Annotated in this window: 36 protein-coding genes; 5 read left to right on the top strand and 31 right to left on the bottom strand. The window is 67.4% G+C overall.

Going from position 1 to position 24986, the window contains the following annotated elements; genetic code table 11:
- The first annotated feature begins 154 nt into the window (after positions 1-154).
- From OG251_RS24325 to OG251_RS24310, 4 genes are all read left to right on the top strand, one after another.
- Complete coding sequence (locus OG251_RS24325; RefSeq protein WP_326681394.1) at positions 155-712, top strand: RNA polymerase sigma factor; 558 nt, start codon at positions 155-157, stop codon at positions 710-712.
- Positions 700-1680 (top strand): CU044_5270 family protein, encoded by a 981-nt coding sequence (locus tag OG251_RS24320; protein WP_326679122.1) that lies wholly within the window; start codon positions 700-702, stop codon positions 1678-1680. The genes OG251_RS24325 and OG251_RS24320 overlap by 13 nt, the downstream gene beginning before the upstream one ends.
- A gap of 197 nt (positions 1681-1877) precedes the next feature.
- Positions 1878-2873 (top strand): type I pantothenate kinase, encoded by a 996-nt coding sequence (coaA, locus tag OG251_RS24315; protein WP_326679121.1) that lies wholly within the window; start codon positions 1878-1880, stop codon positions 2871-2873.
- A 14-nt stretch (positions 2874-2887) separates the two neighbouring features.
- Positions 2888-3862, top strand: coding sequence for a DUF389 domain-containing protein (locus tag OG251_RS24310; RefSeq protein ID WP_326679120.1), 975 nt, complete (start codon positions 2888-2890; stop codon positions 3860-3862).
- 137 nt (positions 3863-3999) lie between these two features.
- Here the strand turns inward: OG251_RS24310 and glmM are convergent, their stop codons facing one another.
- From glmM to OG251_RS24290, 4 genes are all read right to left on the bottom strand, one after another.
- Positions 4000-5358, bottom strand: coding sequence for a phosphoglucosamine mutase (glmM, locus tag OG251_RS24305; protein WP_326679119.1), 1359 nt, complete (start codon positions 5356-5358; stop codon positions 4000-4002).
- A 212-nt stretch (positions 5359-5570) separates the two neighbouring features.
- Complete coding sequence (gene rpsI, locus OG251_RS24300; RefSeq protein WP_385889085.1) at positions 5571-6107, bottom strand: 30S ribosomal protein S9; 537 nt, start codon at positions 6105-6107, stop codon at positions 5571-5573.
- 44 nt (positions 6108-6151) lie between these two features.
- Complete coding sequence (gene rplM, locus OG251_RS24295; protein WP_073718370.1) at positions 6152-6595, bottom strand: 50S ribosomal protein L13; 444 nt, start codon at positions 6593-6595, stop codon at positions 6152-6154.
- 228 nt (positions 6596-6823) lie between these two features.
- On the bottom strand, positions 6824-8452 hold the full coding sequence (locus tag OG251_RS24290) for an ABC-F family ATP-binding cassette domain-containing protein (RefSeq protein WP_326679118.1): 1629 nt from the start codon (positions 8450-8452) through the stop codon (positions 6824-6826).
- A gap of 82 nt (positions 8453-8534) precedes the next feature.
- On the opposite strand from OG251_RS24290, the gene OG251_RS24285 reads away from it, so the two are divergent.
- A complete protein-coding gene (locus OG251_RS24285; protein WP_326679117.1) occupies positions 8535-9386 on the top strand; it encodes a hypothetical protein in 852 nt (283 codons plus the stop codon).
- A 93-nt stretch (positions 9387-9479) separates the two neighbouring features.
- Here the strand turns inward: OG251_RS24285 and truA are convergent, their stop codons facing one another.
- From truA to rplB, 27 genes are all read right to left on the bottom strand, one after another.
- Positions 9480-10334 carry a tRNA pseudouridine(38-40) synthase TruA gene (truA, locus tag OG251_RS24280; protein ID WP_326679116.1) on the bottom strand — a complete coding sequence of 285 codons (855 nt, stop codon included), beginning with the start codon at positions 10332-10334 and terminating at the stop codon, positions 9480-9482.
- An 88-nt stretch (positions 10335-10422) separates the two neighbouring features.
- Positions 10423-10935 (bottom strand): 50S ribosomal protein L17, encoded by a 513-nt coding sequence (rplQ, locus tag OG251_RS24275; protein ID WP_073718374.1) that lies wholly within the window; start codon positions 10933-10935, stop codon positions 10423-10425.
- A 348-nt stretch (positions 10936-11283) separates the two neighbouring features.
- The gene (locus OG251_RS24270; protein WP_003966937.1) at positions 11284-12306 is read right to left on the bottom strand and encodes a DNA-directed RNA polymerase subunit alpha; all 1023 of its coding nucleotides are present in this window, start codon (positions 12304-12306) and stop codon (positions 11284-11286) included.
- A gap of 144 nt (positions 12307-12450) precedes the next feature.
- Positions 12451-12855: a 30S ribosomal protein S11 gene (rpsK, locus tag OG251_RS24265; RefSeq protein ID WP_006376016.1), complete on the bottom strand. Its 405-nt coding sequence runs from the start codon at positions 12853-12855 to the stop codon at positions 12451-12453.
- A 105-nt stretch (positions 12856-12960) separates the two neighbouring features.
- Positions 12961-13341, bottom strand: coding sequence for a 30S ribosomal protein S13 (rpsM, locus tag OG251_RS24260; protein WP_073718375.1), 381 nt, complete (start codon positions 13339-13341; stop codon positions 12961-12963).
- A gap of 195 nt (positions 13342-13536) precedes the next feature.
- Positions 13537-13650, bottom strand: coding sequence for a 50S ribosomal protein L36 (rpmJ, locus tag OG251_RS24255; protein ID WP_003956441.1), 114 nt, complete (start codon positions 13648-13650; stop codon positions 13537-13539).
- A 60-nt stretch (positions 13651-13710) separates the two neighbouring features.
- Entirely contained in the window at positions 13711-13932 is a 222-nt protein-coding gene (infA, locus tag OG251_RS24250; protein WP_003956442.1) for a translation initiation factor IF-1, read from the bottom strand.
- Positions 13933-14096: 164 nt separating this feature from the next.
- Entirely contained in the window at positions 14097-14933 is an 837-nt protein-coding gene (gene map, locus OG251_RS24245) for a type I methionyl aminopeptidase (RefSeq protein ID WP_326679115.1), read from the bottom strand.
- 123 nt (positions 14934-15056) lie between these two features.
- Positions 15057-15716 (bottom strand): adenylate kinase, encoded by a 660-nt coding sequence (locus OG251_RS24240; RefSeq protein ID WP_326679114.1) that lies wholly within the window; start codon positions 15714-15716, stop codon positions 15057-15059.
- Entirely contained in the window at positions 15716-17035 is a 1320-nt protein-coding gene (secY, locus tag OG251_RS24235) for a preprotein translocase subunit SecY (protein ID WP_326681392.1), read from the bottom strand. Before secY ends, OG251_RS24240 begins: the two co-directional genes overlap by 1 nt.
- Before the next feature lie 222 nt (positions 17036-17257).
- Entirely contained in the window at positions 17258-17713 is a 456-nt protein-coding gene (rplO, locus tag OG251_RS24230; RefSeq protein ID WP_014047794.1) for a 50S ribosomal protein L15, read from the bottom strand.
- 1 nt (position 17714) lies between these two features.
- On the bottom strand, positions 17715-17897 hold the full coding sequence (gene rpmD, locus OG251_RS24225; RefSeq protein WP_003966943.1) for a 50S ribosomal protein L30: 183 nt from the start codon (positions 17895-17897) through the stop codon (positions 17715-17717).
- Positions 17897-18502, bottom strand: coding sequence for a 30S ribosomal protein S5 (gene rpsE / locus OG251_RS24220; RefSeq protein ID WP_056796577.1), 606 nt, complete (start codon positions 18500-18502; stop codon positions 17897-17899). The genes rpmD and rpsE overlap by 1 nt, the downstream gene beginning before the upstream one ends.
- 47 nt (positions 18503-18549) lie before the next feature.
- Positions 18550-18933: a 50S ribosomal protein L18 gene (gene rplR / locus OG251_RS24215; protein ID WP_266931745.1), complete on the bottom strand. Its 384-nt coding sequence runs from the start codon at positions 18931-18933 to the stop codon at positions 18550-18552.
- 2 nt (positions 18934-18935) lie between these two features.
- Positions 18936-19475, bottom strand: coding sequence for a 50S ribosomal protein L6 (gene rplF / locus OG251_RS24210; protein ID WP_266931746.1), 540 nt, complete (start codon positions 19473-19475; stop codon positions 18936-18938).
- Positions 19476-19496: 21 nt separating this feature from the next.
- Positions 19497-19895, bottom strand: coding sequence for a 30S ribosomal protein S8 (gene rpsH, locus OG251_RS24205; RefSeq protein ID WP_028439249.1), 399 nt, complete (start codon positions 19893-19895; stop codon positions 19497-19499).
- A gap of 224 nt (positions 19896-20119) precedes the next feature.
- On the bottom strand, positions 20120-20305 hold the full coding sequence (locus OG251_RS24200; protein ID WP_003948630.1) for a type Z 30S ribosomal protein S14: 186 nt from the start codon (positions 20303-20305) through the stop codon (positions 20120-20122).
- 2 nt (positions 20306-20307) lie between these two features.
- Positions 20308-20865, bottom strand: coding sequence for a 50S ribosomal protein L5 (rplE, locus tag OG251_RS24195; RefSeq protein ID WP_073718383.1), 558 nt, complete (start codon positions 20863-20865; stop codon positions 20308-20310).
- The gene (rplX, locus tag OG251_RS24190) at positions 20865-21188 is read right to left on the bottom strand and encodes a 50S ribosomal protein L24 (protein WP_018550616.1); all 324 of its coding nucleotides are present in this window, start codon (positions 21186-21188) and stop codon (positions 20865-20867) included. Before rplX ends, rplE begins: the two co-directional genes overlap by 1 nt.
- Before the next feature lie 2 nt (positions 21189-21190).
- Positions 21191-21559: a 50S ribosomal protein L14 gene (gene rplN / locus OG251_RS24185; protein WP_003966950.1), complete on the bottom strand. Its 369-nt coding sequence runs from the start codon at positions 21557-21559 to the stop codon at positions 21191-21193.
- 109 nt (positions 21560-21668) lie between these two features.
- A complete protein-coding gene (rpsQ, locus tag OG251_RS24180) occupies positions 21669-21953 on the bottom strand; it encodes a 30S ribosomal protein S17 (protein ID WP_073718385.1) in 285 nt (94 codons plus the stop codon).
- Positions 21953-22177: a 50S ribosomal protein L29 gene (rpmC, locus tag OG251_RS24175; RefSeq protein WP_014047786.1), complete on the bottom strand. Its 225-nt coding sequence runs from the start codon at positions 22175-22177 to the stop codon at positions 21953-21955. The genes rpsQ and rpmC overlap by 1 nt, the downstream gene beginning before the upstream one ends.
- Positions 22177-22596, bottom strand: coding sequence for a 50S ribosomal protein L16 (rplP, locus tag OG251_RS24170; RefSeq protein ID WP_003966953.1), 420 nt, complete (start codon positions 22594-22596; stop codon positions 22177-22179). The genes rpmC and rplP overlap by 1 nt, the downstream gene beginning before the upstream one ends.
- A gap of 5 nt (positions 22597-22601) precedes the next feature.
- Entirely contained in the window at positions 22602-23438 is an 837-nt protein-coding gene (rpsC, locus tag OG251_RS24165) for a 30S ribosomal protein S3 (protein ID WP_007446736.1), read from the bottom strand.
- Complete coding sequence (gene rplV, locus OG251_RS24160; protein ID WP_004571827.1) at positions 23438-23785, bottom strand: 50S ribosomal protein L22; 348 nt, start codon at positions 23783-23785, stop codon at positions 23438-23440. The genes rpsC and rplV overlap by 1 nt, the downstream gene beginning before the upstream one ends.
- A 42-nt stretch (positions 23786-23827) precedes the next feature.
- On the bottom strand, positions 23828-24109 hold the full coding sequence (gene rpsS, locus OG251_RS24155) for a 30S ribosomal protein S19 (protein WP_015610726.1): 282 nt from the start codon (positions 24107-24109) through the stop codon (positions 23828-23830).
- 12 nt (positions 24110-24121) lie between these two features.
- The gene (rplB, locus tag OG251_RS24150) at positions 24122-24958 is read right to left on the bottom strand and encodes a 50S ribosomal protein L2 (protein ID WP_073718388.1); all 837 of its coding nucleotides are present in this window, start codon (positions 24956-24958) and stop codon (positions 24122-24124) included.
- Between the last annotated feature and the right edge of the window lie 28 nt (positions 24959-24986).

Here is a 24986-nt window from a genome sequence, read left to right as displayed (position 1 = left end):
CACCTCTGGAGGCGCTGTGCCCGGACGACCACCACGACCGGCCGGTCCCGACGCCGTACCCCCCGAGGGCACCGGCACCCCCTCCGAGCCGGCGTCCGATCCCACGTCCCCCGGACCCCGGCCCTCCGCGGCCGGGCCCGACGACGCCGAGGTCATCGCCCAGTCCCTGGAGCAGCCGGAACTGTTCGCCGGGCTGTACGACCGCCACGCGCCGGACATCCACCGGTACGCCGCCCGCCGTCTCGGGGAGGGCGCGGCGGACGACATCACCGCGGAGACGTTCCTCATCGCGTTCCGGACCCGTGCGCGCTACGACACCGCCCACCGGCTCGCGAGACCCTGGCTGTACGGCATCGCCGCCAACCTGATCGGCAGGCACCGGCGTACCGAGGTACGGGCCCTGCGCGCCCTGGCCCGTACCGGACACGACCCGGTCGCCGCGTCCTGGAGCGAGCGGTCCGACGAGCGGATAGCCGTCCAGGCGCCGCTGGCCGGAGCGCTCGCCGGGCTCTCGCCCGGGGACCGGCACGTCCTGCTGCTCGTCGCCTGGGCCGACCTCGGCTACCAGGAGGTCGCCGAGGCCCTCCGGATCCCCCTCGGCACGGTCCGCTCCCGGCTCAACCGCGCCCGCCGCAAGGTCCGCGAGGCGCTGCGCATCGATCCCTCGTTCACCCCGGACGAACTGGAGCTGACACCGTCATGGACGAAATGACCACGCTGCGCGAGCTGCGCGCCGACGTCCCCGTACCCGACCGTGCCGCCCTGGCCCCCGGACGCAAGCGCCTGACCGAGGCCATGGCGGGGGGCGGCCGTACCCGGCGGCTGCGGGCCGACTGGCGGATCGCGTCCCTGGGCGCCGCCGCGGCGATCACCGTGGCCGCCCTCCTCGGCACCCAGCTGCTGGACGCCTCCGACCCGCGCGGCACGGCCCCCGCCACGATCGCGAGCAACCTGGACCTGTCCGGCCCGGCCGAGACCCTGAACCGGGCCGCCGACTTCGTGGAGGGGGCGGCGGCTCCTCCGGAACCCCGTGACGACCAGTGGATCTACACCAGGGGCGTGGTGGCCGAGCCGGAGCTGAAGGCCGGGGGCGAGGAGATGGCCGAGATGACGTACGAACCCGACTCCTGGAGCCGCTACGGGAACGGCGCCGCGGAGAAGGACCAGTCGGACGACGACCGCTCGGCCCGCGAGATCTACCGTGCCGCCGCCCGACTGCCCGAGGACCCCGCGGCGCTGCTGGCCGAGGTCCGCAGGCTCTACCCGGCGGACACGAGCGGGCAGACCCGCTCCGAGACCGAGGAACAGCAGACCTTCCGGGGACTGAGCGTGCTCCTGGAGTCCTACCCCCTCCCCCCGGCCGCCGTCGCCCGGATCTACCGGGCCATGGCCACGCTCCCGGGCGTCGGGATCACCGGTCACCTCGTGAAGGACGCCGCGGGCCGCGAGGCCATCGCGGTCACCCGGGACGAACAGGGCACCCACGAGCGCCGCGAGATCCTGCTCTCCCCGTACGACTACACCTACGCGGGCCAGCGCTTCGTGGTCACGGAGGACTACGAGATGAAGATGCCCGAAGGCATGCCGGGCCCCGGGCAGAAGTTCACCGCCGGTGACATCACCATCAACGAGGCCCGCACGGCCGCGGCCGTCGTGGACGCCGAGGGCGACAAGCCCTGAGCCGAGCCCGGCCCCGCTCCTCCCCGGCGGGGGACCGGTGTCCACTACAGGGGTGTGGACACCGGTCCCCTGCCGGGGACACACCCCCGCACACCTCCGCACACCTCCGCACACCTCCGCACTCCCCGTAACCCGCCGGACACCCACGTGACCGAGCCCACCCTCCACTCCGTTCAAACTCCCGCAACAATGAACCCGTGATCACTTCGCCGTCCCGGAGCAGCTCCCGTCGCACCGACCACGCGCCGACGCCCTATGTCGACCTGTCGCGTGCCGAGTGGAGCGCTCTGCGGGACAAGACCCCGCTGCCGCTGACCGCCGAGGAGGTGGAGGCGCTGCGCGGGCTCGGCGACGTCATCGACCTGGACGAGGTACGGGACGTCTATCTGCCGCTCTCCCGGCTCCTCAACCTCTATGTCCAGGCCACCTCCGGCCTGCGCGGCGCCCTGAACACCTTCCTGGGCGACGCGGGCAACGGCCACGGCGAGCAGCGCGGCACCCCGTTCGTCATAGGGGTGGCGGGCAGTGTCGCCGTGGGCAAGTCCACCAGCGCCCGTATCCTCCAGGCGCTGCTGGCCCGCTGGCCGGAGCACCCGCGCGTCGAACGGGTCACCACGGACGGCTTCCTGCTCCCGATGAAGGAGCTCCGGGCGCGCGGCCTGATGTCCCGCAAGGGGTTCCCGGAGTCGTACGACCGGCGCGCCCTGACCCGTTTCGTCGCCGACATCAAGGCCGGCAAGGACGAGGTGACCGCACCCGTCTACTCGCACCTGATCTACGACATCGTGCCGGACGAACGCCTCACCGTGCGCCGCCCCGACATCCTCATCGTCGAGGGGCTCAATGTGCTCCAGCCGGCCATGCCCGGCAAGGACGGCCGGACCAGGGTCGGGCTCGCCGACTACTTCGACTTCAGCGTGTACGTGGACGCGCGCGCCGAGGACATCGAGACCTGGTACCTCAACCGCTTCCGCAAGCTGCGCGAGACGGCGTTCCAGAACCCGTCCTCGTACTTCCGCAAGTACACCCAGGTCTCCGAGGAGGAGGCCATGGACTACGCGCGCACGATGTGGCGGACCATCAACAAGCCCAACCTGCTGGAGAATGTCGCGCCGACGCGCGGCCGTGCCACCCTGGTGCTCCGCAAGGGGCCGGACCACAAGGTCCAGCGTTTGTCCCTGCGCAAACTCTGACCCCTGGGAGCGCCGTGCTGCATCTGCGCCTGATCGTCCCCGCCGACGCCACGGACCAGGTGGTCCACCTCCTGGAGACCACCGTGGGCACCGCCCATCTGGTGGTGCTGACGGGTGCGGCGCGCAGCCCCGCGGGCGATGTGATCCTGTGCGACGTGGCCCGTGAGGCGGGCGACGCACTGATCGGCGAGCTGCGCGACCTGGGCATCGACAAGTGCGGCTCGATCACCGTCGAGAACATGGACCTGACGCTCTCCGCGCACGCCGACCGGGCGGAGGAGGAGGCACCGGGCGACGGTGCGGACGCGGTGCTGTGGGAGGAGCTGACGGAGGTCACCCACGAGGAGTCGACGTTCAGCGTCACGTACCTGGCGTTCCTCAGCGTCGCCACGATGCTCGCCGCCTGCGGTGTGATGCTCGACAACGCGATCCTGATCGTGGGCGCGATGGCGGTGGGCCCGGAGTTCGGCCCGCTGGCCGGGATCTCCACGGCCCTGGTGCAGCGCGCCCCGCGCCTGGTGTGGCGCTCGCTGTGGGCGCTGATCGGCGGCTTCGCCATCGCGATGGTGCTGACGGCCGGCTTCGCCTGGCTGATGGACTCCTTCGGGCTGTTCGCCCGCTCGATGGTCGAGGGGGACCGGCCCAACACGGCCTTCATCTGGAAGCCGGACTGGATGTCGTTCGTGGTCGCGTTCCTGGCGGGCATCGCCGGGACGCTGTCGCTCACCTCGGCGAAGTCCGGGGCGCTGATCGGCGTGGCGATCTCGGTGACGACGGTTCCGGCGGCGGCGAACGCGGCGGTCGCCTTCAGTTACACGGACTACACCCAGACGATCGGCTCCGTGCAGCAACTGCTGGCCAACCTCGGCGGCATCATCGTGGCGGGCACGCTCACCCTGCTGGCCCAGAAGGTCCTGTGGGCGGCCCACCGCCGCCGTACCCCGGCCGGTCCGAAGCGGCCGGGGCACCACACCTCACACCTCACCTGACATCACGCCACCTGCGCGGGAAGCCTCATTCACCCGCAGGCGTCCCGTCCCACACGAAGCCTCCGGTCACCCGCAGGCATCGTCACGCAGGAAGCCCCCGGTCACCCGAGGGCATCCCGTCACGCAGGAAGCCTCCGTCACCCGAGGGCGGACTTCACCACATCGGCCAGCCGGCCGGCCACGGCCCGCGCCTGCTCGATGTCGGCCGCCTCGACCATGACCCGTACCAGCGGCTCCGTACCCGACTGGCGCAGCAGCACGCGTCCGGTGGCGCCCAGCTCCCGCTCCGCCTCGATGACCGCCGTGGCCAGCTCGGAGGACGTGCTCACCCGGGACTTGTCGACGTCCGGCACATTGATGAGCACCTGCGGCAGGCGCTGCATGACCCCGGCCAGCTCGGCCAGGCTCCGGCCGGTCGCGGCGACCCGGGCGGCCAGCATCAGGCCGGTCAGGGTGCCGTCGCCGGTCGTGGCGTGGTCCAGGACGATGACGTGGCCGGACTGCTCGCCGCCGAGCGCGAAGCCCTCGGCCTTCATCGACTCCAGGACGTAGCGGTCGCCGACGGCCGTCTGGATGAGCCGGATGCCCTCCCGCTCCATGGCGATCTTGAAGCCGAGGTTCGACATGACCGTGCCGACCACGGTGTCCTTGCGCAGCTTCCCGGCCTCCCGCATGGCGAGGGCGAGCACGGCCAGGATCTGGTCGCCGTCGATCTCCTCGCCCGCCGCGTCCACGGCCAGGCAGCGGTCGGCGTCACCGTCGTGGGCGATGCCCAGGTCGGCACCGTTCTCGACGACCGCGGCGCGCAGCAGCTCCAGGTGGGTGGAGCCGCAGCCGTCGTTGATGTTGAGGCCGTCGGGGTCGGCGCCGATCGTGATGACCTCGGCCCCGGCCCGGGTGAACGCCTCGGGCGAGACCTTGGCGGCGGCACCGTGCGCCTCGTCGAGGACGACCGTCAGCCCGTCGAGCCGGTTCGGCAGGACGGCGATGAGGTGGGCGATGTAGCGGTCGAAGCCCTCGGTGTAGTCGGTGACCCGGCCGACGCCGGCACCGGTCGGGCGCGCCCACGGCGCACCGGTGCGGTGCTGCTCGTAGACGGTCTCGATCCGGTCCTCCAGCTCGTCGGCGAGCTTGTGCCCGCCGCGGGCGAAGAACTTCACACCGTTGTCCGGCATGGCGTTGTGGCTGGCGGAGAGCATCACGCCGATGTCGGCGCCGAGCGCGCCGGTGAGATACGCGACGGCAGGCGTGGGCAGCACACCGACGCGCAGGACGTCCACGCCCGCGCTGGCGAGGCCCGCCACGACGGCGGCCTCCAGGAACTCTCCGGACGCGCGTGGGTCCCGGCCCACCACGGCGGTCGGCCGATGGCCCTCGAAGGTGCCCACCTCGGCGAGTACGTGCGCCGCAGCGACCGAGAGTCCGAGCGCGAGCTCGGCCGTCAAGTCCGCGTTGGCGACACCGCGCACGCCGTCCGTGCCGAAGAGTCGTCCCACTGTTGTCCTCCGAGATGCTCCGAAACCGCACAACCACAGCAACCAAAAAACGGGCAAAAGGCAACAAGCCACGGCTGCGCACCGCGCGACCGGACGAGGGAATGCCAATAAACGTCTTATGCCGTTATACGCCCGCGAGGGGCGATAAACGAACGCCCCAGCGGCACAGGTGTGCCGCCGGGGCGAACGTGTAAAGCAGACGAGCAGGCGATTTAGCGCTTGCTGTACTGCGGGGCCTTGCGGGCCTTCTTGAGACCGGCCTTCTTGCGCTCGACCGCACGGTCGTCGCGGGAGAGGAAGCCGGCCTTCTTCAGCGTGGCGCGGTTGTTGTCCACGTCGGCCTCGTTCAGCGCGCGGGCCACGCCGAGGCGCAGGGCACCGGCCTGACCGGAGACGCCGCCACCCGAGATACGGGCGATGACGTCGTAGCGGCCGTCGAGCTCAAGCACCTTGAAGGGCTCGTTGACTTCCTGCTGGTGCACCTTGTTGGGGAAGTAGTCCTCAAGGGTGCGACCGTTGATCTTCCACTTGCCGGTGCCCGGAACGATCCGGACGCGGGCGATGGCGTTCTTGCGACGGCCAAGGCCGGCGGCGGGCTGCGGGTCGCCGAAGCGGCCGGCGAGGGACTCGCTGGTGTACTCGCCCTCGACGGGAACCTCCGATTCGAAGGTGGTCACCTCGGCGAAGACCTCTTCGCCCTCGGTGCCCGCCACGTCTTCGGTGGTTGTCTCAACAGTGGTCTCGGCCACGATTCTCCTCAGATCTTTCTGAACGTCTTAGGGTGTGGCCGGAACTACTGCGCGACCTGGGTGATCTCGAACGGGACCGGCTGCTGAGCAGCGTGCGGGTGCTGGTCGCCCGCGTAGACCTTGAGCTTCGAGATCATCTGACGGCCCAGGGTGTTCTTGGGGATCATGCCCTTGATGGCCTTCTCGACGGCCTTCTCGGGGTTCTTCGAGAGCAGCTCGTCGTAACGCACCGAACGGAGACCGCCCGGGAAGCCGGAGTGGCGGTACGCCATCTTCTGGGTCTTCTTGTTGCCGGAGAGGTGAACCTTCTCGGCGTTGATGATGATGACGAAGTCGCCCATGTCCATGTGGGGGGCGTAAATCGCCTTGTGCTTGCCTCGGAGGAGGTTCGCAGCCGTGGTGGCCAGACGGCCCAGGACGATGTCCTGCGCGTCAATGATGTGCCACTGGCGCGTCACATCTCCGGGCTTGGGGCTGTACGTACGCACGGTCGTAGCCTTCGCTTCTTCAGTGGATGGGGACCAGACACATGGCACCTCTGAAGCGATCATGCAGCTGGGGCTCACAAGGCCGGAAACACTGTCCGTATGCGAGCCACTGGTAACTGCTCCAGAGAACCTACGTAAGGGCCCTTCGCGTGAGAACGACGAAGCCAATACGCATAACAATCACCGACACTACCCGCCGTGCCCCGGACGGGTCAAAACGCGCCGTCCCTACCGTGCCCGCTCCACCCTCCGCTCGTCCCACACCGGCTCCGCCGTCTCCCGGACCACCCCGTCCGACCCGAAGACCAGATACCGGTCGAAGGACTTCGCGAACCACCGGTCGTGCGTGACGGCCATCACCGTCCCGTCGTACACCTCCAGCCCGTCCTGAAGCGCCTCCGCCGACTCCAGGTCCAGGTTGTCCGTCGGCTCGTCCAGCAGCAGCGCGGTCGTCCCCGCCAGCTCCAGGAGCAGGATCTGGAACCGCGCCTGCTGTCCCCCGGACAGCTTCTCGAAGGGCTGGTCCCCCTGCCGCTCCAGCTCGTAGCGCCGCAGCACCGACATCGCCCCGCCCCGGTCCTTGGCGTGCTCCGTCCACAGGATCTCGACGAGCGTCTTGCCCAGCAGCTCCGGATGGGCGTGCGTCTGCGCGAAGTGCCCCGGCACGACCCGTGCCCCGAGCTTCCACTCCCCCGTGTGCGCCACCGGCTCCCCCGCCAGCAGCCGCAGGAAGTGCGACTTCCCGGACCCGTTGGATCCCAGGACGGCGACCCGTTCCCCGTAGAAGATCTCCAGGTCGAACGGCTTCATGAGGCCGGTCAGCTCCAGCCCCTTGCAGGTCACGGCCCGCACCCCGGTACGTCCACCGCGCAGCCGCATCCTGATGTCCTGCTCGCGCGGCGGCTCAGGCGGCGGCCCGGCGTCCTCGAACTTCTTGAACCGGGTCTGCATCGCCCGGTAGCGCGACGCCATGTCGGGGCTGATCGCCGCCTGCTGCCGCAGCCGGTGGACGAGCGCCTTCAGCCGGGCGTGCTCCTCCTCCCAGCGCCGCAGCAGTTCCTCGAACCGGGCGAACCGGTCCTTGCGCGCCTGGTGGTACGTGTCGAAGCCCGCACCGTGGACCCACACATCGCTGCCCGCCGGGCTCGGCTCCACGCTGACGATCTTCTCGGCGGCCCGCGCCAGCAGCTCCCGGTCGTGGGAGACGAAGAGCACCGTCTTACGGGTCTCCTTCAGCTTCCCCTCCAGCCAGCGCTTCCCGGGGACGTCCAGATAGTTGTCCGGCTCATCGAGCAGCAGCACCTCGTCCGGCCCCCGGAGCAGCGCCTCCAGCACGAGCCGCTTCTGCTCACCACCGCTGAGCGTCCGCACCTCCCGCCACTGCGCCTTCTCGTACGGGACACCGAGCGCGGCCATGGTGCACATGTCCCACACCGTCTCGGCCTCGTACCCCCGGACCTCCGCCCAGTCGCTGAGGGCCTGCGCGTACTTCATCTGCGCGGCCTCGTCGTCGACGGTGAGGATCAGCTCCTCGGCCACGTCCACGGCCTTCGCCGCGTCCTGGATACGGGGCTGCGACACGGACACCAGCAGGTCCCGTACGGTCCGCTCGTCCCGTACGGAGCCCACGAACTGGGCCATCACCCCGAGCCCGCCGCTCACCGACACCGTGCCGCCGTGCGGCTGGAGCTCTCCGGCGAGCAGCCGCAGCAGCGTCGTCTTGCCCGCGCCGTTGGCGCCGACGAGGGCGACGACGGCCCCGTCCGCGACCCGGAACGAAGCATCGCCGAGCAGTACCCGCCCGTCCGGTAGGTAGTACTCCAGATGGCCCGCTTCAAGATGTCCCATACACATCATTGTCACGTCCTGCGAAGCCCTGGCCCAACCGGTTTACCCAGGCCCCGAGAATCGGGCCTACCGAGGCCCTAAGATTCGCCGCATGAGCTTTGGGCAAGGGGGGCCCTCCTGGGGGCCGGGAGATCAGCAGACGCCGGACTGGTCGGCGCTGGCCGATGAATCCGCCGCACGCGGCCGCCGCAAGAAGTGGCTGATGATCGGCGGCGGCGTGCTCGCCACCGCCGCGGTCGGCGCGATCGTGGCCACGGCCGTCATCTCGACCAACAACAACGGCAAGCCCGCCGGCTCGGACAAGAACGCGAGCGATCTGCCCGCCCCGGCCGATCTGCCCTCGGACACCTCCGAGCCCGCACCGTCCTTCTCCTCGGTGGCACCACCGCCCCCGCCGGACCCGAAGGACTACATATCCGACGCCAAGAAGGACAAGGCGCCGATCACCGTCGACGGCTTCTTCCCCGGCAAGAAGCTGACGATGGGCGGCCGCGTCCACATCAAGGGCGCGACGAACCGCACCACGAACTGCGCCGCGGGCACCCAGGGCGCACTCGGCGCGGTCCTCACGAACAACGGCTGCCAACAGCTCATCCGCGCCACGTACCGCAAGGAAGGCATCGCGGTCACCGTCGGTGTCGCGGTGTTCAAGACCGAGGCACGGGCGAAGAAGGCGGCCCAGCAGGCGTCCGGCGGCGTCGCCTCCCTCAACGGCGAGGGCGTCCCCACCTTCTGCCGCGCCGGTACGGTCTGCCGCCGCACCGCCAACTCCTACGGCCGCTACGCCTACTTCACCGTCAGCGGCTTCACCGACGGCACCCGCGTCACCACGTCCCACAAGAAGGTGTACGCGGTCGGCGACGACCTCACGGAGTTCACGTTCCGTCAGATCCGCCACCGGGGCGAGGTCCAGGCATCGCAGGCGGCGAACCCCGCCACCTGACGCCCCGCGAGGTCCGGCCGGGTGGCGCGCCCCGGCCCCCCGGAATCGGCCCCTGCCCCCGGCGCGGCAACGCGCCCGCGGCACCCGCCGGGGTCAGCAGCAGCCCGCCCCCGGCAGCGTCCTGACGTTCCGGGCCTCGACCGCCCGCGCCGCCAGCAACTCATCGGCCGGGTACGCCACTTCCTCCAGCGTCAGCCCGTGCGGCCGCACCACGTGCACCGCCGGGTCCCGCACCTTCGCCGCCAGCACCTCGGCGGGCCACCCGGCCGGACGGCGCCCGTCCCCCACGAACAGCGCGGCACCGATCAGCGCCCGCACCATGTTGTGGCAGAAGGCGTCGGCCTGCACGGTCGCGGTCAGCACCCCCGACACCTCGTCCCGCACCCAGCTCAGCTTCTGCAGCGTACGAATGGTGGTGGCACCCTCGCGCTTCTTGCAGTACGCGGCGAAATCGTGCTCCCCGACCATCAGCGCGGCCGCCTCGTTCATCGCGTCCACATCCAACGGCCGGTCGTGCCACAGCACATGACCGCGCGTCAGCGGATCGACCCCGCCGGGCCTGTCCCCCACCCGGTAGGCGTACCGCCGCCACATCGCGGAGAACCGCGCGTTGAACCCGGCCGGCGCCTCGGCCGCCCGCCAGATCCGGACGTCCAGCGGAAGCCGCCCGGCCATCCGCCGCAGCAGCTTCTCCTGGTGCTCGGCCCACACCTCGGCCGGCAGGTCGACATGCGCCACCTGCCCCCGCGCGTGCACCCCGGCATCGGTGCGCCCGGCCACCGTCAGGTCGTACGTACGGGGGGACCGCGTCACGGTCCGCAGCGCGTCCTCGATCTCCCCCTGCACGGTGCGCCTGCTGGTCTGCTTCGCCCAGCCGGAGAAGTCCTTCCCGTCGTACGACAGGTCCAGCCGCACCCGTACGAACCCGGGCTCCGCCTCGTCACTCACCACGCGTCCCCTCTCGAACCCTTCACAGCAGAACGGGCCCGCACCGCCCCGAAGGGTGATGCGGGCCCGTCCAGTGGTCTCAGAACGCTCAGGCGTCCTTGGACTCCGCGTCGGCCTCGGCCGGCTTGGCGTCCTCGACGACCTCGGCGGACTCGGCCGGGGCCTCGTCCTTCTTGAGGGAGTCTTCCTTGACCGCACGCTTCGTCGCGGCCTCGGCCTCACCGGTGGCCTGCTGCGCCACGGTCAGCGCCTCGACCAGCTCGATGACCGCCATCGGGGCGTTGTCGCCACGACGGTTGCCGATCTTGGTGATGCGGGTGTAACCACCGGGGCGGTTCTCGTACCGCGGGGCGATCTCGGTGAAGAGCGTGTGCACGATGCTCTTGTCCGTGATCGTCTGCAGCACCAGGCGACGGTTGTGGATGTCGCCCTTCTTCGCCTTGGTGACCAGGCGCTCGGCGACCGGACGCAGGCGACGGGCCTTGGCCTCGGTCGTGGTGATGCGACCGTGCTCGAACAGCGACTTCGCCAGGTTGGCGAGAAGCAGACGCTCGTGCGCGGCGCTGCCGCCCAGACGGGCACCCTTTGCGGGACGCGGCATGGTGTTTCTCCTTGTGTGCTGCACCGGCCGTATCAGGTACCGGTGTCAGTTCCCGCGCGGCGGTCGCCACACGGAAGTCCAGGTACTGGAACGAATCCCAGCCCGGACGGGCCAACCCTCAGCCCGTCCGGCATTCAAGAACGAGCCAAAACCAGCCCGTCCAACGTCCGAGGACGGCCAAAATCCAGCGCATCCAACGTCCGAGGACGAGCCGAAATCAAGCCCGTCCGGCGATTGAGGACAACCCCCTCACGCCCGGGCCAAAACCAGCCCGTCCAGCGATTGAGGACAAAGCCCTCGCCCGGTCCGGGGCACCCAACAATCCCGGGCACCCCAGCCGGAGGCGTACTAGTACTGCTCGGTCTCCACGAACCCGGCATCCGCATCGTCGTCCGCGCCAAACGCGTCCGCCGCGGCGGTCGGGTCGAAGCCGGGAGGCGAGTCCTTCAGCGCGAGGCCCATACCGGCCAGCTTCGCCTTGACCTCGTCGATCGACTTCGCACCGAAGTTGCGGATGTCGAGCAGGTCGGCCTCGGAACGAGCCACGAGCTCACCCACGGAGTGGATGCCCTCGCGCTTGAGGCAGTTGTACGAGCGGACCGTGAGCTCCAGCTCCTCGATCGGCAGCGCCAGATCGGCGGCCAGCGCCGCGTCCGTCGGCGACGGGCCCATGTCGATGCCCTCGGCGTCGATGTTGAGCTCGCGCGCCAGACCGAACAGCTCGACCAGGGTCTTACCGGCGGACGCCATGGCGTCACGCGGGCGCATGGCCTGCTTGGTCTCGACGTCGACGATCAGCTTGTCGAAGTCGGTGCGCTGCTCGACACGGGTCGCCTCGACCTTGTACGTGACCTTGAGCACCGGCGAGTAGATGGAGTCGACCGGAATCCGGCCGATCTCCTGGCCCACCTGCTTGTTCTGGACGGCGGAGACGTAGCCGCGACCGCGCTCGACGGTCAGCTCCATCTCCAGCTTGCCCTTGCCGTTCAGCGTGGCCAGGACCAGGTCCGGGTTGTGGACCTCGACACCGGCCGGCGGGGCGATGTCAGCAGCGGTGACCAGGCCGGGGCCCTGCTTGCGCAGGTACATCACGACCGGCTCGTCGTGCTCCGAGGAGACGACCAGCTGCTTGATGTTGAGGATGAGGTCGGTCACGTCCTCCTTGACGCCCGGCACGGTGGTGAACTCGTGCAGGACACCGTCGATCCGGATGCTGGTGACAGCAGCGCCGGGGATCGAGGAGAGGAGCGTGCGGCGCAGGGAGTTGCCGAGGGTGTAGCCGAAGCCCGGCTCCAGCGGCTCGATGACGAACCGGGACCGGAACTCGTCGACGACCTCTTCGGTCAGCGACGGACGCTGAGCGATCAGCATGAGGAAAATCCTTCAGTCGTGGGCACCCACTATTTGATGCCCGACAGATGAAACAAGGGTACGGGCGGCACACCCCCGAAGAGATGTACCGCCCGGCCCCACACTTGCGACAACGCGCGAACAGCCGTTACCGGCGTCCGTGCGTCAGACGCGACGACGCTTCGGCGGACGGCAGCCGTTGTGCGGCGTCGGGGTGACGTCCTGGATCGAACCGACCTCCAGGCCCGTGGCCTGGAGGGAGCGGATCGCGGTCTCGCGGCCGGAGCCCGGACCCTTGACGAAGACGTCAACCTTGCGCATGCCGTGCTCCTGCGCGCGGCGGGCGGCCGACTCGGCGGCCATCTGCGCGGCGAAGGGGGTGGACTTGCGCGAGCCCTTGAAGCCGACGTGGCCGGCGGAGGCCCAGGAGATCACGTTGCCCGCGGGGTCCGTGATCGAGACGATGGTGTTGTTGAACGTGCTCTTGATGTGCGCGTGGCCGTGAGCGACGTTCTTCTTTTCCTTGCGACGCACCTTCTTGGCTGCGCCCTGACGACCCTTGGGGGGCATGTCTTGACTCCAGATGGAGAGGGGAGGTGATCGGTCCTACAGCGAAGACCGCTGGATGCTGCGGATGCCCGGGATTCCGGACGTGCGCAGTGCGTCCGCTGAGGACTACTTCTTGCCCGGCTTCTTCTTACCGGCGATGGCGCGACGCGGGCCCTTGCGGGTACGCGCGTTCGTGCTGGTGCGCTGGCCGTGGACGGGCAGACCGCGACGGTGACGGATGCCCTGGTAGCAGCCGATCTCGACCTTGCGGCGGATGTCGGCCTGGATCTCGCGTCGAAGGTCACCCTCGGTGCGGAGGTTGGCGTCGACGTACTCGCGGATCTTGACCAGGTCCTCTTCGGCCAGGTCACGAACGCGGGCGTTCGGGTCGACACCGGTGGTGGCGAGGATCTCCTTGGACCGGGTGCGCCCGATACCGAAGACGTAGGTGAGGGCAACCTCCACGCGCTTTTCGCGCGGGATGTCAACACCTGAAACGCGTGCCATTCAATGGCTCCAGTTGTTAGATCGGGGGTCTTCCGCAGTGCCACTCCCGGCCGCCGACCTCTCGCTGGGAGAGGTGGTACGTCCGGGTCCCCGGCCCCCGCCGGAGGTGTCGTCAGCCGTGGCTTGGACGGGCTCTGCGTATGTACGTATTTACGTGCGTCGCGCGAAGAGCTGCGAGATGCAGGTGGTCGTGCGTCAGCCCTGGCGCTGCTTGTGGCGCAGGTTGTCGCAGATGACCATGACCCGACCGTGACGGCGGATCACCTTGCACTTGTCGCAGATCTTCTTGACGCTCGGCTTGACCTTCATGGGATGTCAGGTTCTCCGGGTCAGTGCCCTCACCACGCCGAAGCGGGATGGCGGCAAGATCTACTTGTACCGGTAGACGATCCGGCCACGCGTCAGGTCGTACGGGGAAAGCTCCACCACGACCCGGTCATCCGGGAGGATACGGATGTAGTGCATCCGCATCTTGCCGCTGATGTGCGCGAGGACCTTGTGACCGTTCTGGAGTTCCACCTTGAACATGGCGTTCGGGAGGGACTCGATCACGGTGCCCTCAATTTCGATGGCACCTTGCTTCTTGGCCACGCTTCGCCTTTCGAATCGGCTACCTTGATCGACTCCGACTTCCGTATGGAGACACACGGATGCACGAGAGCCGACGAGTCAGTCTACGTCAGCGGACTCCAAAAGACGAATCCGTCAAGTTTGCCCAGCCAGGGTGATCCTTAGACCTCCATGGAGGTCCGGACTCACCCCAGGGGGTCGGGGGCCGCCGTGATGCCGTACTCCGCCAGCTTGGCCCGGCCGCAGTCCGGAGAGGTGAGGACCAGCGGCCCCTGCTCCGTCAGGGCGATCGAGTGCTCCCAGTGCGAGGACCAGGTTTTGTCGGTCGTGAGGACCGTCCAGTCGTCGCTGAGCACCTCGGTCTGCGCCGTACCGAGCGAGACCATGGGCTCGATGGCCAGGCAGACGCCCGGCACCAGCTTGATGCCCTTGCCTCGCTTGCGGGAGACGTAGTTCAGCAGGTGCGGGTCCATGTGCATCTCGGTGCCGATGCCGTGGCCGCCGTAGTCCTCGATGATCCCGTACTTGCCGGTGGCCGGGCGGGGCTGGCGGCGGATGTAGGTCTCGATCGCCTTCGAGATGTCGACCAGGCGGTTGTTCACCTTCATCGCGGCGATCCCGGCCCACATCGACTCCTCGGTCACCCGGGAGAGCTCGATCAGCTCCGGGGCGTGACCGGTGCCGACGAAGGCGGTGTACGCGGCGTCGCCGTGCCAGCCGTCGATGATCGCGCCGGCGTCGATCGAGATGATGTCGCCGTCCTTGAGGACGGTCTTCTCGTCGGGGATGCCGTGCACGACGACCTCGTTGACCGAGGTGCAGATGGTCGCGGGGAACCCGCCGTACCCGAGGAAGTTCGACTTCGCTCCGTGATCGGCGATCACCTTGCGTGCGACCTCGTCCAGGTCCTTCGTGGTGGCGCCCGGAACGGCCGCCTCACGGGTGGCGGCGTGAATGGCAGCGACCACCAGGCCCGCCTCGCGCATCTTCGCGATCTGCTCGGGGGTCTTGATCTGCACCATTGCTCGGCGCCTCTCTGCATCGAAGGATGACGGCTGCGGCGTACTCAACGATACGGCGCAAACAGTCGGCCGCGGCGCCTGAAGGGCGCCGCGGCCGACTGTGAAGGTAATACGGGGCCTCGCTCAGTCCTGGTCGGACTTCTGGAGCGCCTCCATGGCACGCGCGGTCACATCGGTGACCTTGCCGAGCGCGGAGATGGTCACCACCAGGCCCTGGGCGCGGTAGTAGTCGATGATCGGCTCGGTCTGCGTGTGGTAGACCTCCAGCCGGGTACGGACCGTCTCCTCGCTGTCGTCGTCCCGCTGGTACAGCTCGCCGCCGCAGGTGTCGCAGACACCCTCGGTCTGCGGCGGGTTGTACGTCACGTGGAAGACGTGCGCGCTGTCGCTGCGGCAGATGCGGCGACCCGCGATCCGCTTCACGACCTCGTCCTCGGGGACCTCCAGGTCGAGGACCGCGTCCAGCTTTACGCCCTCGTCCTTGAGCATCGCGTCAAGAGCTTCGGCCTGCCCCACGTTGCGCGGGAAGCCGTCGAGCAGGAAGCCGTTCACGGCGTCCGACTGGGCCATGCGGTCCTTGGCCATTCCGATGGTTACCTCGTCCGGCACCAGCCGGCCCGCGTCCATGAAGGAACGGGCCTGCTTGCCAAGGTCGGTGCCCTGGCTGATGTTGGCGCGGAAGAGGTCGCCCGTGGAGATGTGCGGAATCGACAGGTTCTTGGCAAGGTACGCAGCCTGCGTTCCCTTGCCGGCACCAGGAGGCCCGACGAGGACGATTCGCATCAGCGGAGGAACCCTTCGTAATTGCGCTGCTGGAGCTGACTCTCAATCTGCTTCACGGTTTCCAGACCCACACCCACGATGATCAGGATGCTTGTCCCGCCGAACGGGAAGTTCTGGTTTGCACCGCCGAAGCCTGCCAACGCCATCGTCGGCACAAGAGCGATCAGACCCAGGTACAGCGAGCCCGGCCAAGTGATCCTGTTGAGCACGTAGCTCAGGTACTCGGCAGTAGGTCGACCAGCCCGGATACCCGGGATGAAGCCACCATACTTCTTCATGTTGTCGGCAACTTCCTCGGGGTTGAACGAGATCGCCACATAGAAGAAGGCGAAGAACACGATCAACAGGAAGTACGTCGCGATGTAGTACGGGTGGTCACCCTTGACGAAGTGGTCCTGAATCCAGGTCGCCCAGCCCGCCTGGGAGTTCGAGAACTGGACGATCAGGGCCGGGATGTAGAGCAGCGAAGAAGCGAAGATGACGGGAATCACACCCGCCTGGTTCACCTTCAGCGGGATGTACGTGGACGTACCGCCGTACGACCTGCGGCCGATCATGCGCTTCGCGTACTGCACCGGAATCCGGCGCTGGGCCTGCTCGACGAAGACGACGAGCCCGACCATCACGAAGCCGATGAGGATCACCGTGCCGAACTCGATCCAGCCGTCGGCCAGCTTGCCGCTCTCCTTGATGGCCCACAGGGCACCGGGGAAGCTCGCGGCGATCGAGATGAACATCAGGATCGACATGCCGTTGCCGATACCGCGGTCGGTGATGAGCTCACCGAGCCACATGACGGCGGCGGTTCCGGCGGTCATGGTGAGCACCATGACGACCGTCGTGAAGATCGACTGATTCGGGACGATCTGGTCGCCCACGGAGCAGCTGCTGAACAGCGCACCGCTGCGAGCAGTCGCCACGAGGCCGGTGCCCTGGAGGATGGCGAGGGCCACGGTCAGATAACGCGTGTACTGCGTGATCTTGGCCGTGCCCGACTGCCCCTCCTTCTTGAGGGCTTCGAGTCGGGGGATGACGACGGTCAGCAACTGAAGAATGATGCTGGCCGTGATGTACGGCATGATGCCGAGCGCGAAGATCGTGATCTGCAGCAGTGCACCACCGCTGAACATGTTCACCAGGCCGAAGAGGCTGTTGTTGCCCTTACTTGCCTGGTCAACACAGGTCTGGACGTTCTCGTAGCTCACACCGGGTACCGGGATGTGTGCCCCGAGCCGGTAGAGCACGATGATGCCGAGCGTGAAGAGCAGCTTCTTGCGCAGGTCGGGCGTCTTGAACGCCCGGGCGAACGCGGTGAGCACGGTGCCTCCTGCGACCCCCGCGCAATGCGTAGAGGTGACGGTCTTGAGGATCGACGAATACGAAAGAGTCAAAGATCCCCGGGCAGTTGCCCGGAGAGATAGCACAACAACGCACGCCACCTTACCGGCGACCATGCCCGCCTAGGAACGACCAACCGGGGATGCCCCATATGAGAGGCATCCCCGGTCGGATGTTCAGTACATCGAGTTGTCCGAGTTGTCTCAGACGAGCTCGGTGACGGTGCCGCCAGCGGCGGCAATCTTCTCCTTGGCGGAGCCGGAGACGGCGTCAACCGAAACCTGCAGCGCCACGGAGATCTCGCCCTGGCCAAGGACCTTGACGAGGTGGTTGTTGCGCACAGCGCCCTTGGCGACCAGATCGGCCACCGTGACCTCTCCACCCTCGGGGTAGAGCGTCGCGAGCTTGTCCAGGTTCACGACCTGGTACTCGGTGCGGAACGGGTTCTTGAAGCCCTTGAGCTTCGGGAGACGCATGTGGAGGGGCATCTGGCCACCCTCGAAGCGCTCCGGAACCTGGTAACGGGCCTTCGTACCCTTGGTACCACGGCCTGCGGTCTTACCCTTGGACGCCTCACCACGACCCACACGGGTCTTGGCGGTCTTGGCGCCCGGGGCAGGCCGGAGGTTGTGGGCCTTCAGCGGGCTGTTCTCCGCCATGTCAGTCAACCTCCTCAACCGTCACGAGGTGGCGGACGGTGTGCACCATTCCGCGGAACTCGGGGCGGTCCTCCTTGACAACCGAGTCGTTCAGGCGCTTGAGCCCGAGCGAACGCAGGGTGTCGCGGTGGTTCTGCTTGCTGCCGATGTACGACTTCGTCTGCGTGATCTTGAGGCGAGCCATTACGCACCCGCTCCCGCACGTGCACGAAGCAGAGCCGCGGGGGCGACGTCCTCGAGGGGCAGACCACGGCGAGCCGCGATCTCCTCGGGACGCTGCAGGCCCTGAAGGGCCGCCACGGTCGCGTGCACGATGTTGATCGGGTTCGAAGAACCGAGCGACTTCGACAGGATGTCGTGAACGCCCGCGCACTCCAGAACGGCGCGCACGGGGCCACCGGCGATCACACCGGTACCGGGGGAAGCAGGCTTGAGCAGAACGACGCCCGCAGCCTTCTCGCCCTGGATCGGGTGAGGGATGGTGCCCTGGATACGCGGAACCTTGAAGAAGCTCTTCTTGGCCTCTTCAACGCCCTTGGCGATGGCCGCGGGAACTTCCTTGGCCTTGCCGTATCCGACACCGACGGTGCCGTCACCATCGCCCACCACGACCAGCGCGGTGAAGCTGAAGCGACGACCACCCTTCACAACCTTGGCGACGCGGTTGATCGCGACGACGCGCTCAACGTACGCGGTCTTCTCGGCGGCGCTGGCGCCACCGTCACGGCCCTTCCGGTCCCGCCGCTCGCCGCCACCGGCACCGCTTCCGCGGCGCTGGGGTCCAGCCATTGGAATTACCTCTCTCTGTTACGTCCGCTGTGCGTAGGAACCGGGGCTTAGAACTTCAGCCCGGCTTCACGGGCGGCGTCAGCCAGAGCGGCAATCCGCCCGGCGTACTGGTTACCACCGCGGTCAAACACGACGGCCTCGACGCCTGCGGCCTTGGCACGCTCGGCGACCAGGGCGCCGACCTGCTGGGCCTGGGCGCTCTTGTCACCCTCGCCACCACGGATGGACACGTCCAGGGTCGACGCCGACGCGAGCGTGTGGCCCGCGATGTCGTCGATCACCTGAGCGACCATGTGGCGGTTGGAACGCGTCACGACCAAGCGGGGACGCTCCGGCGAACCGGAGATGTGCTTGCGGACGCGGATGTGGCGGCGCTTGAGAGCGGCACGCTTGTACGCGTCGCCCTTGGCGATCTTCACACCGTATGCCATGGCTACTTACCAGCCTTTCCGACCTTGCGGCGGATGACCTCGCCCGCGTACTTGACGCCCTTGGCCTTGTACGGGTCGGGCTTCCGCAGCTTGCGGATGTTGGCGGCTACCTCGCCGACCTTCTGCTTGTCGATGCCCTCGACGCTGAGCTTCGTGGGCGACTCGACCTTGAAGGTGATGCCATCCGGAGCCTCGATGAGGATCGGGTGGCTGTAGCCCAGGGCGAACTCCAGGTTGGAGCCCTTCGCCTGGACGCGGTAACCGACACCGCTGATCTCGAGCGCCTTGCTGTATCCCTGGGTCACACCGGTGATCATGTTCGCCACCAGCGTGCGGGACAGGCCGTGAAGGGCCTTGTTCTGACGCTCGTCGTTCGGGCGGACGACGTTCAGAACGCCGTCCTCACCCTTGGAGACCTCGATCGGCGCTGCGACGGTGTGCGTGAGGGTCCCCTTGGGGCCCTTCACCGCGACCGTGCGGCCATCGATGGTGACGTCCACACCGGCGGGAACCTGGATGGGGAGCTTGCCGATTCGCGACATGAGCTATTCCTCCGTTCCCGACTACCAGACGTAGGCGAGGACTTCCCCACCTACGCCCTTCTTGCTGGCCTGCTGGCCGGTCAGGAGACCGTGGGACGTGGAGATGATCGCCACGCCCAGGCCGCCGAGAACCTTCGGCAGGTTGGTGGACTTTGCGTATACACGCAGACCCGGCTTCGAGATTCGCTTGATGCCGGCGATCGAGCGCTCGCGGTTCGGGCCGAACTTCAGCTCGAGGACGAGGTTCTTTCCAACCTCAGCGTCCTCGACCTTCCAGCCGGTGATGAAGCCCTCCTGCTGGAGGATCTCCGCGATGTGCGACTTGATCTTGCTGTGCGGCATCGCGACATCGTCGTGATACGCCGAGTTCGCGTTACGCAGACGCGTGAGCATGTCTGCGATGGGATCAGTCATGGTCATGAGTTGGCCTTCGGCCTCTCTCGCCGGGGTTTCCTGTATGCGCCATCCCTCTCCCCACTCAGTGGCGGGACGGGTGCGGTGCGGGGACCTACGGCGTAGTAAGTCGGTCTTGGGCGGCAGGCGCCCAACCCTTCAAGCCTACGGCATGAAAGGAGGGGCTCCTGCCGACCAGATGCTTACCGAGAGTCTCCGGGTATTCCCAACGCCCAAGGGGCGAAGGAGAATTACCAGGAGCTCTTGGTCACGCCCGGCAGCTCGCCACGGTGAGCCATCTCACGAAGGCACACGCGGCACAGGCCGAACTTGCGGTAGACGGAGTGGGGCCGGCCGCAGCGCTGGCAGCGGGTGTACCCGCGAACGCCGAACTTCGGCTTGCGGGCGGCCTTAGCGATCAGAGCCTTCTTCGCCACGGTCAGTTCTCCTTGAACGGGAAGCCGAGGTGACGAAGGAGGGCACGACCCTCGTCGTCGTTGGTCGCCGTGGTGACCACGGTGATGTCCATGCCCCGGACCCGGTCGATCTTGTCCTGGTCGATCTCGTGGAACATGACCTGCTCCGTGAGACCGAAGGTGTAGTTGCCACGGCCGTCGAACTGCTTGGGCGACAGGCCGCGGAAGTCACGGATACGCGGCAGCGCGAGCGACAGCGTACGGTCCAGGAACTCCCACATCCGGTCACCGCGGAGGGTGACGTGGCAGCCGATGGGCTGGCCCTCGCGCAGCTTGAACTGCGCGATGGACTTGCGGGCCTTGGTGACGGCCGGCTTCTGACCGGTGATCGTGGTGAGGTCCTTGACGGCCCCGTCGATCAGCTTGGAGTCGCGGGCGGCGTCGCCCACACCCATGTTGACCACGATCTTGACCAGACCGGGAACCTGCATGACGTTCTCGTACGAGAACTCCTCACGCAGCTTGCCGGCGATTTCCTCGCGGTAGCGCGTCTTGAGACGCGGCGCAGTGGTGGTAGTCATCAGATGTCCTCACCGGTGCGCTTGGCAACGCGGATCTTGTTGCCCTCGTCGTCAAAACGGTAACCGACGCGAGTAACGACCTTGTTGCCGTCCTTCTCAACAACCAGCTGCACGTTGCTGACGTGGACGGGAGCCTCGGTCGTCACAATGCCACCGGTCTGCGAACCGCGAGCGGTCTGACCGGCCTTCGTGTGCTTCTTGACCCGGTTGACACCCTCGACGAGGACGCGGTCCTGAGCAGGGTAGGCAACGATGACCTTGCCCTGCTTGCCCTTGTCCTTACCGGTGATGACCTGAACCAGGTCGCCCTTCTTGATCTTCATGCTTACAGCACCTCCGGCGCGAGCGAGATGATCTTCATGAACTTCTTCTCGCGCAGCTCTCGGCCAACCGGGCCAAAGATGCGGGTGCCGCGGGGGTCGCCGTCGTTCTTCAGAATGACGGCGGCGTTCTCGTCGAAGCGGATGTACGAGCCATCCTGACGACGACGCTCCTTGACGGTGCGAACGATGACGGCCTTGACGACGTCACCCTTCTTCACGTTGCCACCGGGGATCGCGTCCTTGACGGTGGCGACGATGACGTCACCGATACCCGCGTAGCGGCGACCCGAGCCACCGAGAACACGAATGGTGAGAATTTCCTTCGCACCCGTGTTGTCGGCGACGCGCAGTCGCGACTCCTGCTGGATCACGTCTATCTCCTGATCGTCTGCCGGTTCCCGGCGGGGAGCTTCGCAAGTGACTTGCGGAGCTCCCCACCGAGCCTGGCGGAACTTGCCTGAGGGGAATGCCCCTCAGGAATTACTTGGCCTTCTCGAGGATCTCGACGATGCGCCAGCGCTTCGAGGCGGACAGCGGCCGGGTCTCCATGATGATGACACGGTCGCCGACGCCGGCAGCGTTCTGCTCGTCGTGGGCCTTGAGCTTGTTCGTACGGCGGATGACCTTGCCGTACAGCGCGTGCTTGACACGGTCCTCGACAGCGACGACGACGGTCTTGTCCATCTTGTCGCTGACGACCAGACCCTCACGGGTCTTGCGGAAACCGCGGTCGGTGTTGGTCTCAGTCACAGTCTTCTCGCTCATCAGACGCTCTCCACCGTCTCGATGCCCAGCTCGCGCTCACGCATCAGGGTGTAGATCCGGGCGATGTCCTTACGGACGGACTTGAGCCGGCCGTGGTTCTCGAGCTGCCCAGTCGCCGCCTGAAAGCGGAGGTTGAACAGCTCTTCCTTGGCCTCGCGGAGCTTGTTGAGAAGCTCCTCGTTGCCCAGCTCGCGCAGCTCGGACGCCTTGGTACCGGCCGACATCACGACTCACCTGCCTCGCGCCGAACGATCCGGCACTTCATCGGAAGCTTGTGAGCAGCGCGGGTAAGCGCCTCACGAGCAATCTTCTCGTTCGGGTAGGACAGCTCGAACATCACCCGACCCGGCTTGACGTTCGCGATCCACCACTCGGGAGAACCCTTACCGGAACCCATGCGGGTCTCGGCAGGCTTCTTCGTCAGGGGACGGTCCGGGTAGATGTTGATCCAGACCTTGCCGCCACGCTTGATGTGACGGGTCATCGCGATACGAGCAGACTCGATCTGACGGTTCGTCACGTACGCCGGGGTCAGCGCCTGGATGCCGTACTCGCCGAACGCAACCTGCGTGCCACCCTTGGACATACCGCTGCGCTTCGGGTGGTGCTGCTTGCGGTGCTTGACCCTACGGGGGATCAGCATTTCGGTCAGGCCTCCGTTCCGGTGCTCTCAGCAGCCGGAGCAGCGGCGGCGGGAGCGTCGGCCTTGGGGGCCTCGGCTGCCGGCGACTGCTGCGGCTTACGGCCGCGACCGCCACGCTCGCCACCACGGCCACCACGGCCGGCCGGGCGGTCAGCGCCGCCACGAGCCGGACGGTTGCCGGCGCGGGCTGCGGCGTTCTCGGCGCGGACCTCGGCGATGTTCTTGACGTCGCCCTTGTAGATCCAGACCTTCACACCGATGCGGCCGAAGGTCGTCTTGGCCTCGAAGAAGCCGTAGTCGACGTTCGCACGGAGCGTGTGCAGGGGCACACGGCCCTCGCGGTAGAACTCCGAGCGGGACATCTCGGCGCCGCCGAGGCGACCGCCGCACTGGATCTTGATGCCCTTGGCGCCGGCCTTCATCGAGCTCTGCATGCTCTTGCGCATCGCACGACGGAAGGAGACGCGGGAGGAGAGCTGCTCGGCGACGGCCTGGGCCACCAGCTGAGCGTCCACCTCGGGGTTCTTGACCTCGAGGATGTTCAGCTGGACCTGCTTGCCGGTCAGCTTCTCCAGCTCGCCACGGATGCGATCGGCCTCGGCGCCGCGGCGGCCGATGACGATGCCCGGACGGGCGGTGTGGATGTCAACGCGGACGCGGTCGCGGGTGCGCTCGATCTCAACCTTCGAGATGCCGGCTCGCTCCATGCCCTTCGTCATCATGCGACGAATGGCAACGTCTTCCTTGACGTAGTCCTTGTACAGCTTGTCGGCGTACCAACGGGACTTGAAGTCCGTGGTAATGCCGAGCCGGAACCCGTGCGGGTTTACCTTCTGGCCCATTACCGGGTTCCTTCCTTGCTGCTGACGACCACGGTGATGTGGCTGGTCCGCTTACGGATCCGGTAGGCACGGCCCTGAGCACGCGGACGGAACCGCTTCAGGGTCGGGCCCTCGTCCACGTACGCCTCGCTGATGACCAGCGAAGAGGCGTCGGTGTGGTCGTAGTTGTGTGCAGCGTTGGCAATGGCGCTGTCCAGCACCTTGCCAACCGGCACGCTCGCGGCCTGCGGGGCGAAACGCAGGACCGCCTGAGCCTCCGTGGCATCCATGCCACGGATGAGGTCCACCACTCGGCGGGCCTTCATGGGCGTGACGCGGATGTACCGCGCCTGGGCCCTGGCTTCCATGGTTGTCCCTTCGGTGTAAGTCATAGTCGTTTCCACCCCGCGCTAGCGGCGCTTCGACTTCCGGTCGTCCTTGACGTGGCCGCGGAAGGTGCGAGTCGGCGAGAACTCGCCGAGCTTGTGGCCGACCATCGACTCGGTGACGAACACCGGGACGTGAATCTTGCCGTTGTGCACCGCGATGGTGTGCCCCAGCATGGCCGGGATGATCATCGAGCGACGGGACCAGGTCTTGATGACGTTCTTGGTGCCGGCTTCGTTCTGTACGTCCACCTTCTTGACGAGGTGGCCGTCGACGAAGGGCCCCTTCTTGAGACTGCGCGGCATCTAAACCCGCTCCTAGCGCTTCTTGTTCGTCTTGCGGCGGCGGACGATGTACTTGCTCGATGCCTTCTTCGGCGAGCGAGTACGACCCTCCTTCTGACCCCACGGCGAGACCGGGTGACGTCCACCGGAGGTCTTGCCTTCACCACCACCGTGCGGGTGGTCAACCGGGTTCATCGCGACACCGCGGACGGTCGGGCGTACGCCCTTCCAGCGCATACGGCCGGCCTTGCCCCAGTTGATGTTCGACTGCTCGGCGTTGCCGACCTCGCCAATGGTGGCGCGGCAGCGGGCGTCGACCAGCCGGATTTCACCGGACGGCATACGAAGGTGGGCCATGGTGCCCTCCTTCGCCAGCAGCTGCACGGAAGTACCCGCGGAACGGGCGAACTTCGCACCGCCGCCGGGCCGCAGCTCGATGGCGTGGATGGTCGTACCGACCGGGATGTTGCGCAGCGCCAGGTTGTTGCCCGGCTTGATGTCTGCGGCCGGACCGTTCTCGACGCGGTCACCCTGCGACAGGCCACGCGGGGCGACGATGTAACGCTTCTCGCCGTCCGCGTAGTGCAGCAGCGCGATGCGCGCGGTGCGGTTCGGGTCGTACTCGATGTGCGCGACCTTGGCCGGCACGCCGTCCTTGTCGTGACGACGGAAGTCGATCACGCGGTAGGCGCGCTTGTGTCCGCCACCCTGGTGGCGAACGGTGATCCGACCGGCGTTGTTACGGCCGCCCTTGCTGTGCAGGGGGCGGACCAGCGACTTCTCCGGCGTGGACCGCGTGATCTCGACAAAGTCGGCGACGCTGGAGCCACGACGGCCCGGGGTCGTCGGCTTGTACTTGCGGATACCCATTTCTCAGTCCTCGTCCGATTCCGGACGA

This window comes from Streptomyces sp. NBC_01237 (genome assembly GCF_035917275.1).
Lineage (GTDB): Bacteria > Actinomycetota > Actinomycetes > Streptomycetales > Streptomycetaceae > Streptomyces.
Note: the sequence above shows the minus strand (reverse complement) of the source record. Positions and strands in the feature narration are given on the sequence as shown.

Excerpts from the sequence above, each read along its gene's own strand:
- map (WP_326679115.1), bottom strand. The coding sequence starts at position 14,933 with ATGGTGCAGATCAAGACCCCCGAGCAGATCGCGAAGATGCGCGAGGCG.
- rpmJ (WP_003956441.1), bottom strand. The coding sequence starts at position 13,650 with ATGAAGGTCAAGCCGAGCGTCAAGAAGATCTGCGACAAGTGCAAGGTG.
- rpsK (WP_006376016.1), bottom strand. The coding sequence starts at position 12,855 with ATGCCCCCCAAGGGTCGTCAGGGCGCAGCCAAGAAGGTGCGTCGCAAG.
- rplO (WP_014047794.1), bottom strand. The coding sequence starts at position 17,713 with ATGGCGGAGAACAGCCCGCTGAAGGCCCACAACCTCCGGCCTGCCCCG.
- OG251_RS24320 (WP_326679122.1), top strand. The coding sequence starts at position 700 with ATGGACGAAATGACCACGCTGCGCGAGCTGCGCGCCGACGTCCCCGTA.
- rplQ (WP_073718374.1), bottom strand. The coding sequence starts at position 10,935 with ATGCCGCGTCCCGCAAAGGGTGCCCGTCTGGGCGGCAGCGCCGCGCAC.
- rplX (WP_018550616.1), bottom strand. The coding sequence starts at position 21,188 with ATGAAGATCAAGAAGGGCGACCTGGTTCAGGTCATCACCGGTAAGGAC.
- rpsQ (WP_073718385.1), bottom strand. The coding sequence starts at position 21,953 with ATGAGCGAGAAGACTGTGACTGAGACCAACACCGACCGCGGTTTCCGC.
- rpmC (WP_014047786.1), bottom strand. The coding sequence starts at position 22,177 with ATGTCGGCCGGTACCAAGGCGTCCGAGCTGCGCGAGCTGGGCAACGAG.
- OG251_RS24285 (WP_326679117.1), top strand. The coding sequence starts at position 8,535 with ATGAGCTTTGGGCAAGGGGGGCCCTCCTGGGGGCCGGGAGATCAGCAG.
- rpsH (WP_028439249.1), bottom strand. The coding sequence starts at position 19,895 with ATGACCATGACTGATCCCATCGCAGACATGCTCACGCGTCTGCGTAAC.
- rpsE (WP_056796577.1), bottom strand. The coding sequence starts at position 18,502 with ATGGCTGGACCCCAGCGCCGCGGAAGCGGTGCCGGTGGCGGCGAGCGG.
- rpmD (WP_003966943.1), bottom strand. The coding sequence starts at position 17,897 with ATGGCTCGCCTCAAGATCACGCAGACGAAGTCGTACATCGGCAGCAAG.
- OG251_RS24270 (WP_003966937.1), bottom strand. The coding sequence starts at position 12,306 with ATGCTGATCGCTCAGCGTCCGTCGCTGACCGAAGAGGTCGTCGACGAG.
- rplR (WP_266931745.1), bottom strand. The coding sequence starts at position 18,933 with ATGGCATACGGTGTGAAGATCGCCAAGGGCGACGCGTACAAGCGTGCC.
- rplP (WP_003966953.1), bottom strand. The coding sequence starts at position 22,596 with ATGCTGATCCCCCGTAGGGTCAAGCACCGCAAGCAGCACCACCCGAAG.
- OG251_RS24240 (WP_326679114.1), bottom strand. The coding sequence starts at position 15,716 with ATGCGAATCGTCCTCGTCGGGCCTCCTGGTGCCGGCAAGGGAACGCAG.
- rpsC (WP_007446736.1), bottom strand. The coding sequence starts at position 23,438 with ATGGGCCAGAAGGTAAACCCGCACGGGTTCCGGCTCGGCATTACCACG.
- rplF (WP_266931746.1), bottom strand. The coding sequence starts at position 19,475 with ATGTCGCGAATCGGCAAGCTCCCCATCCAGGTTCCCGCCGGTGTGGAC.
- rplE (WP_073718383.1), bottom strand. The coding sequence starts at position 20,865 with ATGACTACCACCACTGCGCCGCGTCTCAAGACGCGCTACCGCGAGGAA.
- rplB (WP_073718388.1), bottom strand. The coding sequence starts at position 24,958 with ATGGGTATCCGCAAGTACAAGCCGACGACCCCGGGCCGTCGTGGCTCC.
- OG251_RS24290 (WP_326679118.1), bottom strand. The coding sequence starts at position 8,452 with ATGATGTGTATGGGACATCTTGAAGCGGGCCATCTGGAGTACTACCTA.
- rpsS (WP_015610726.1), bottom strand. The coding sequence starts at position 24,109 with ATGCCGCGCAGTCTCAAGAAGGGGCCCTTCGTCGACGGCCACCTCGTC.
- rplV (WP_004571827.1), bottom strand. The coding sequence starts at position 23,785 with ATGGAAGCCAGGGCCCAGGCGCGGTACATCCGCGTCACGCCCATGAAG.
- rpsM (WP_073718375.1), bottom strand. The coding sequence starts at position 13,341 with ATGGCACGCGTTTCAGGTGTTGACATCCCGCGCGAAAAGCGCGTGGAG.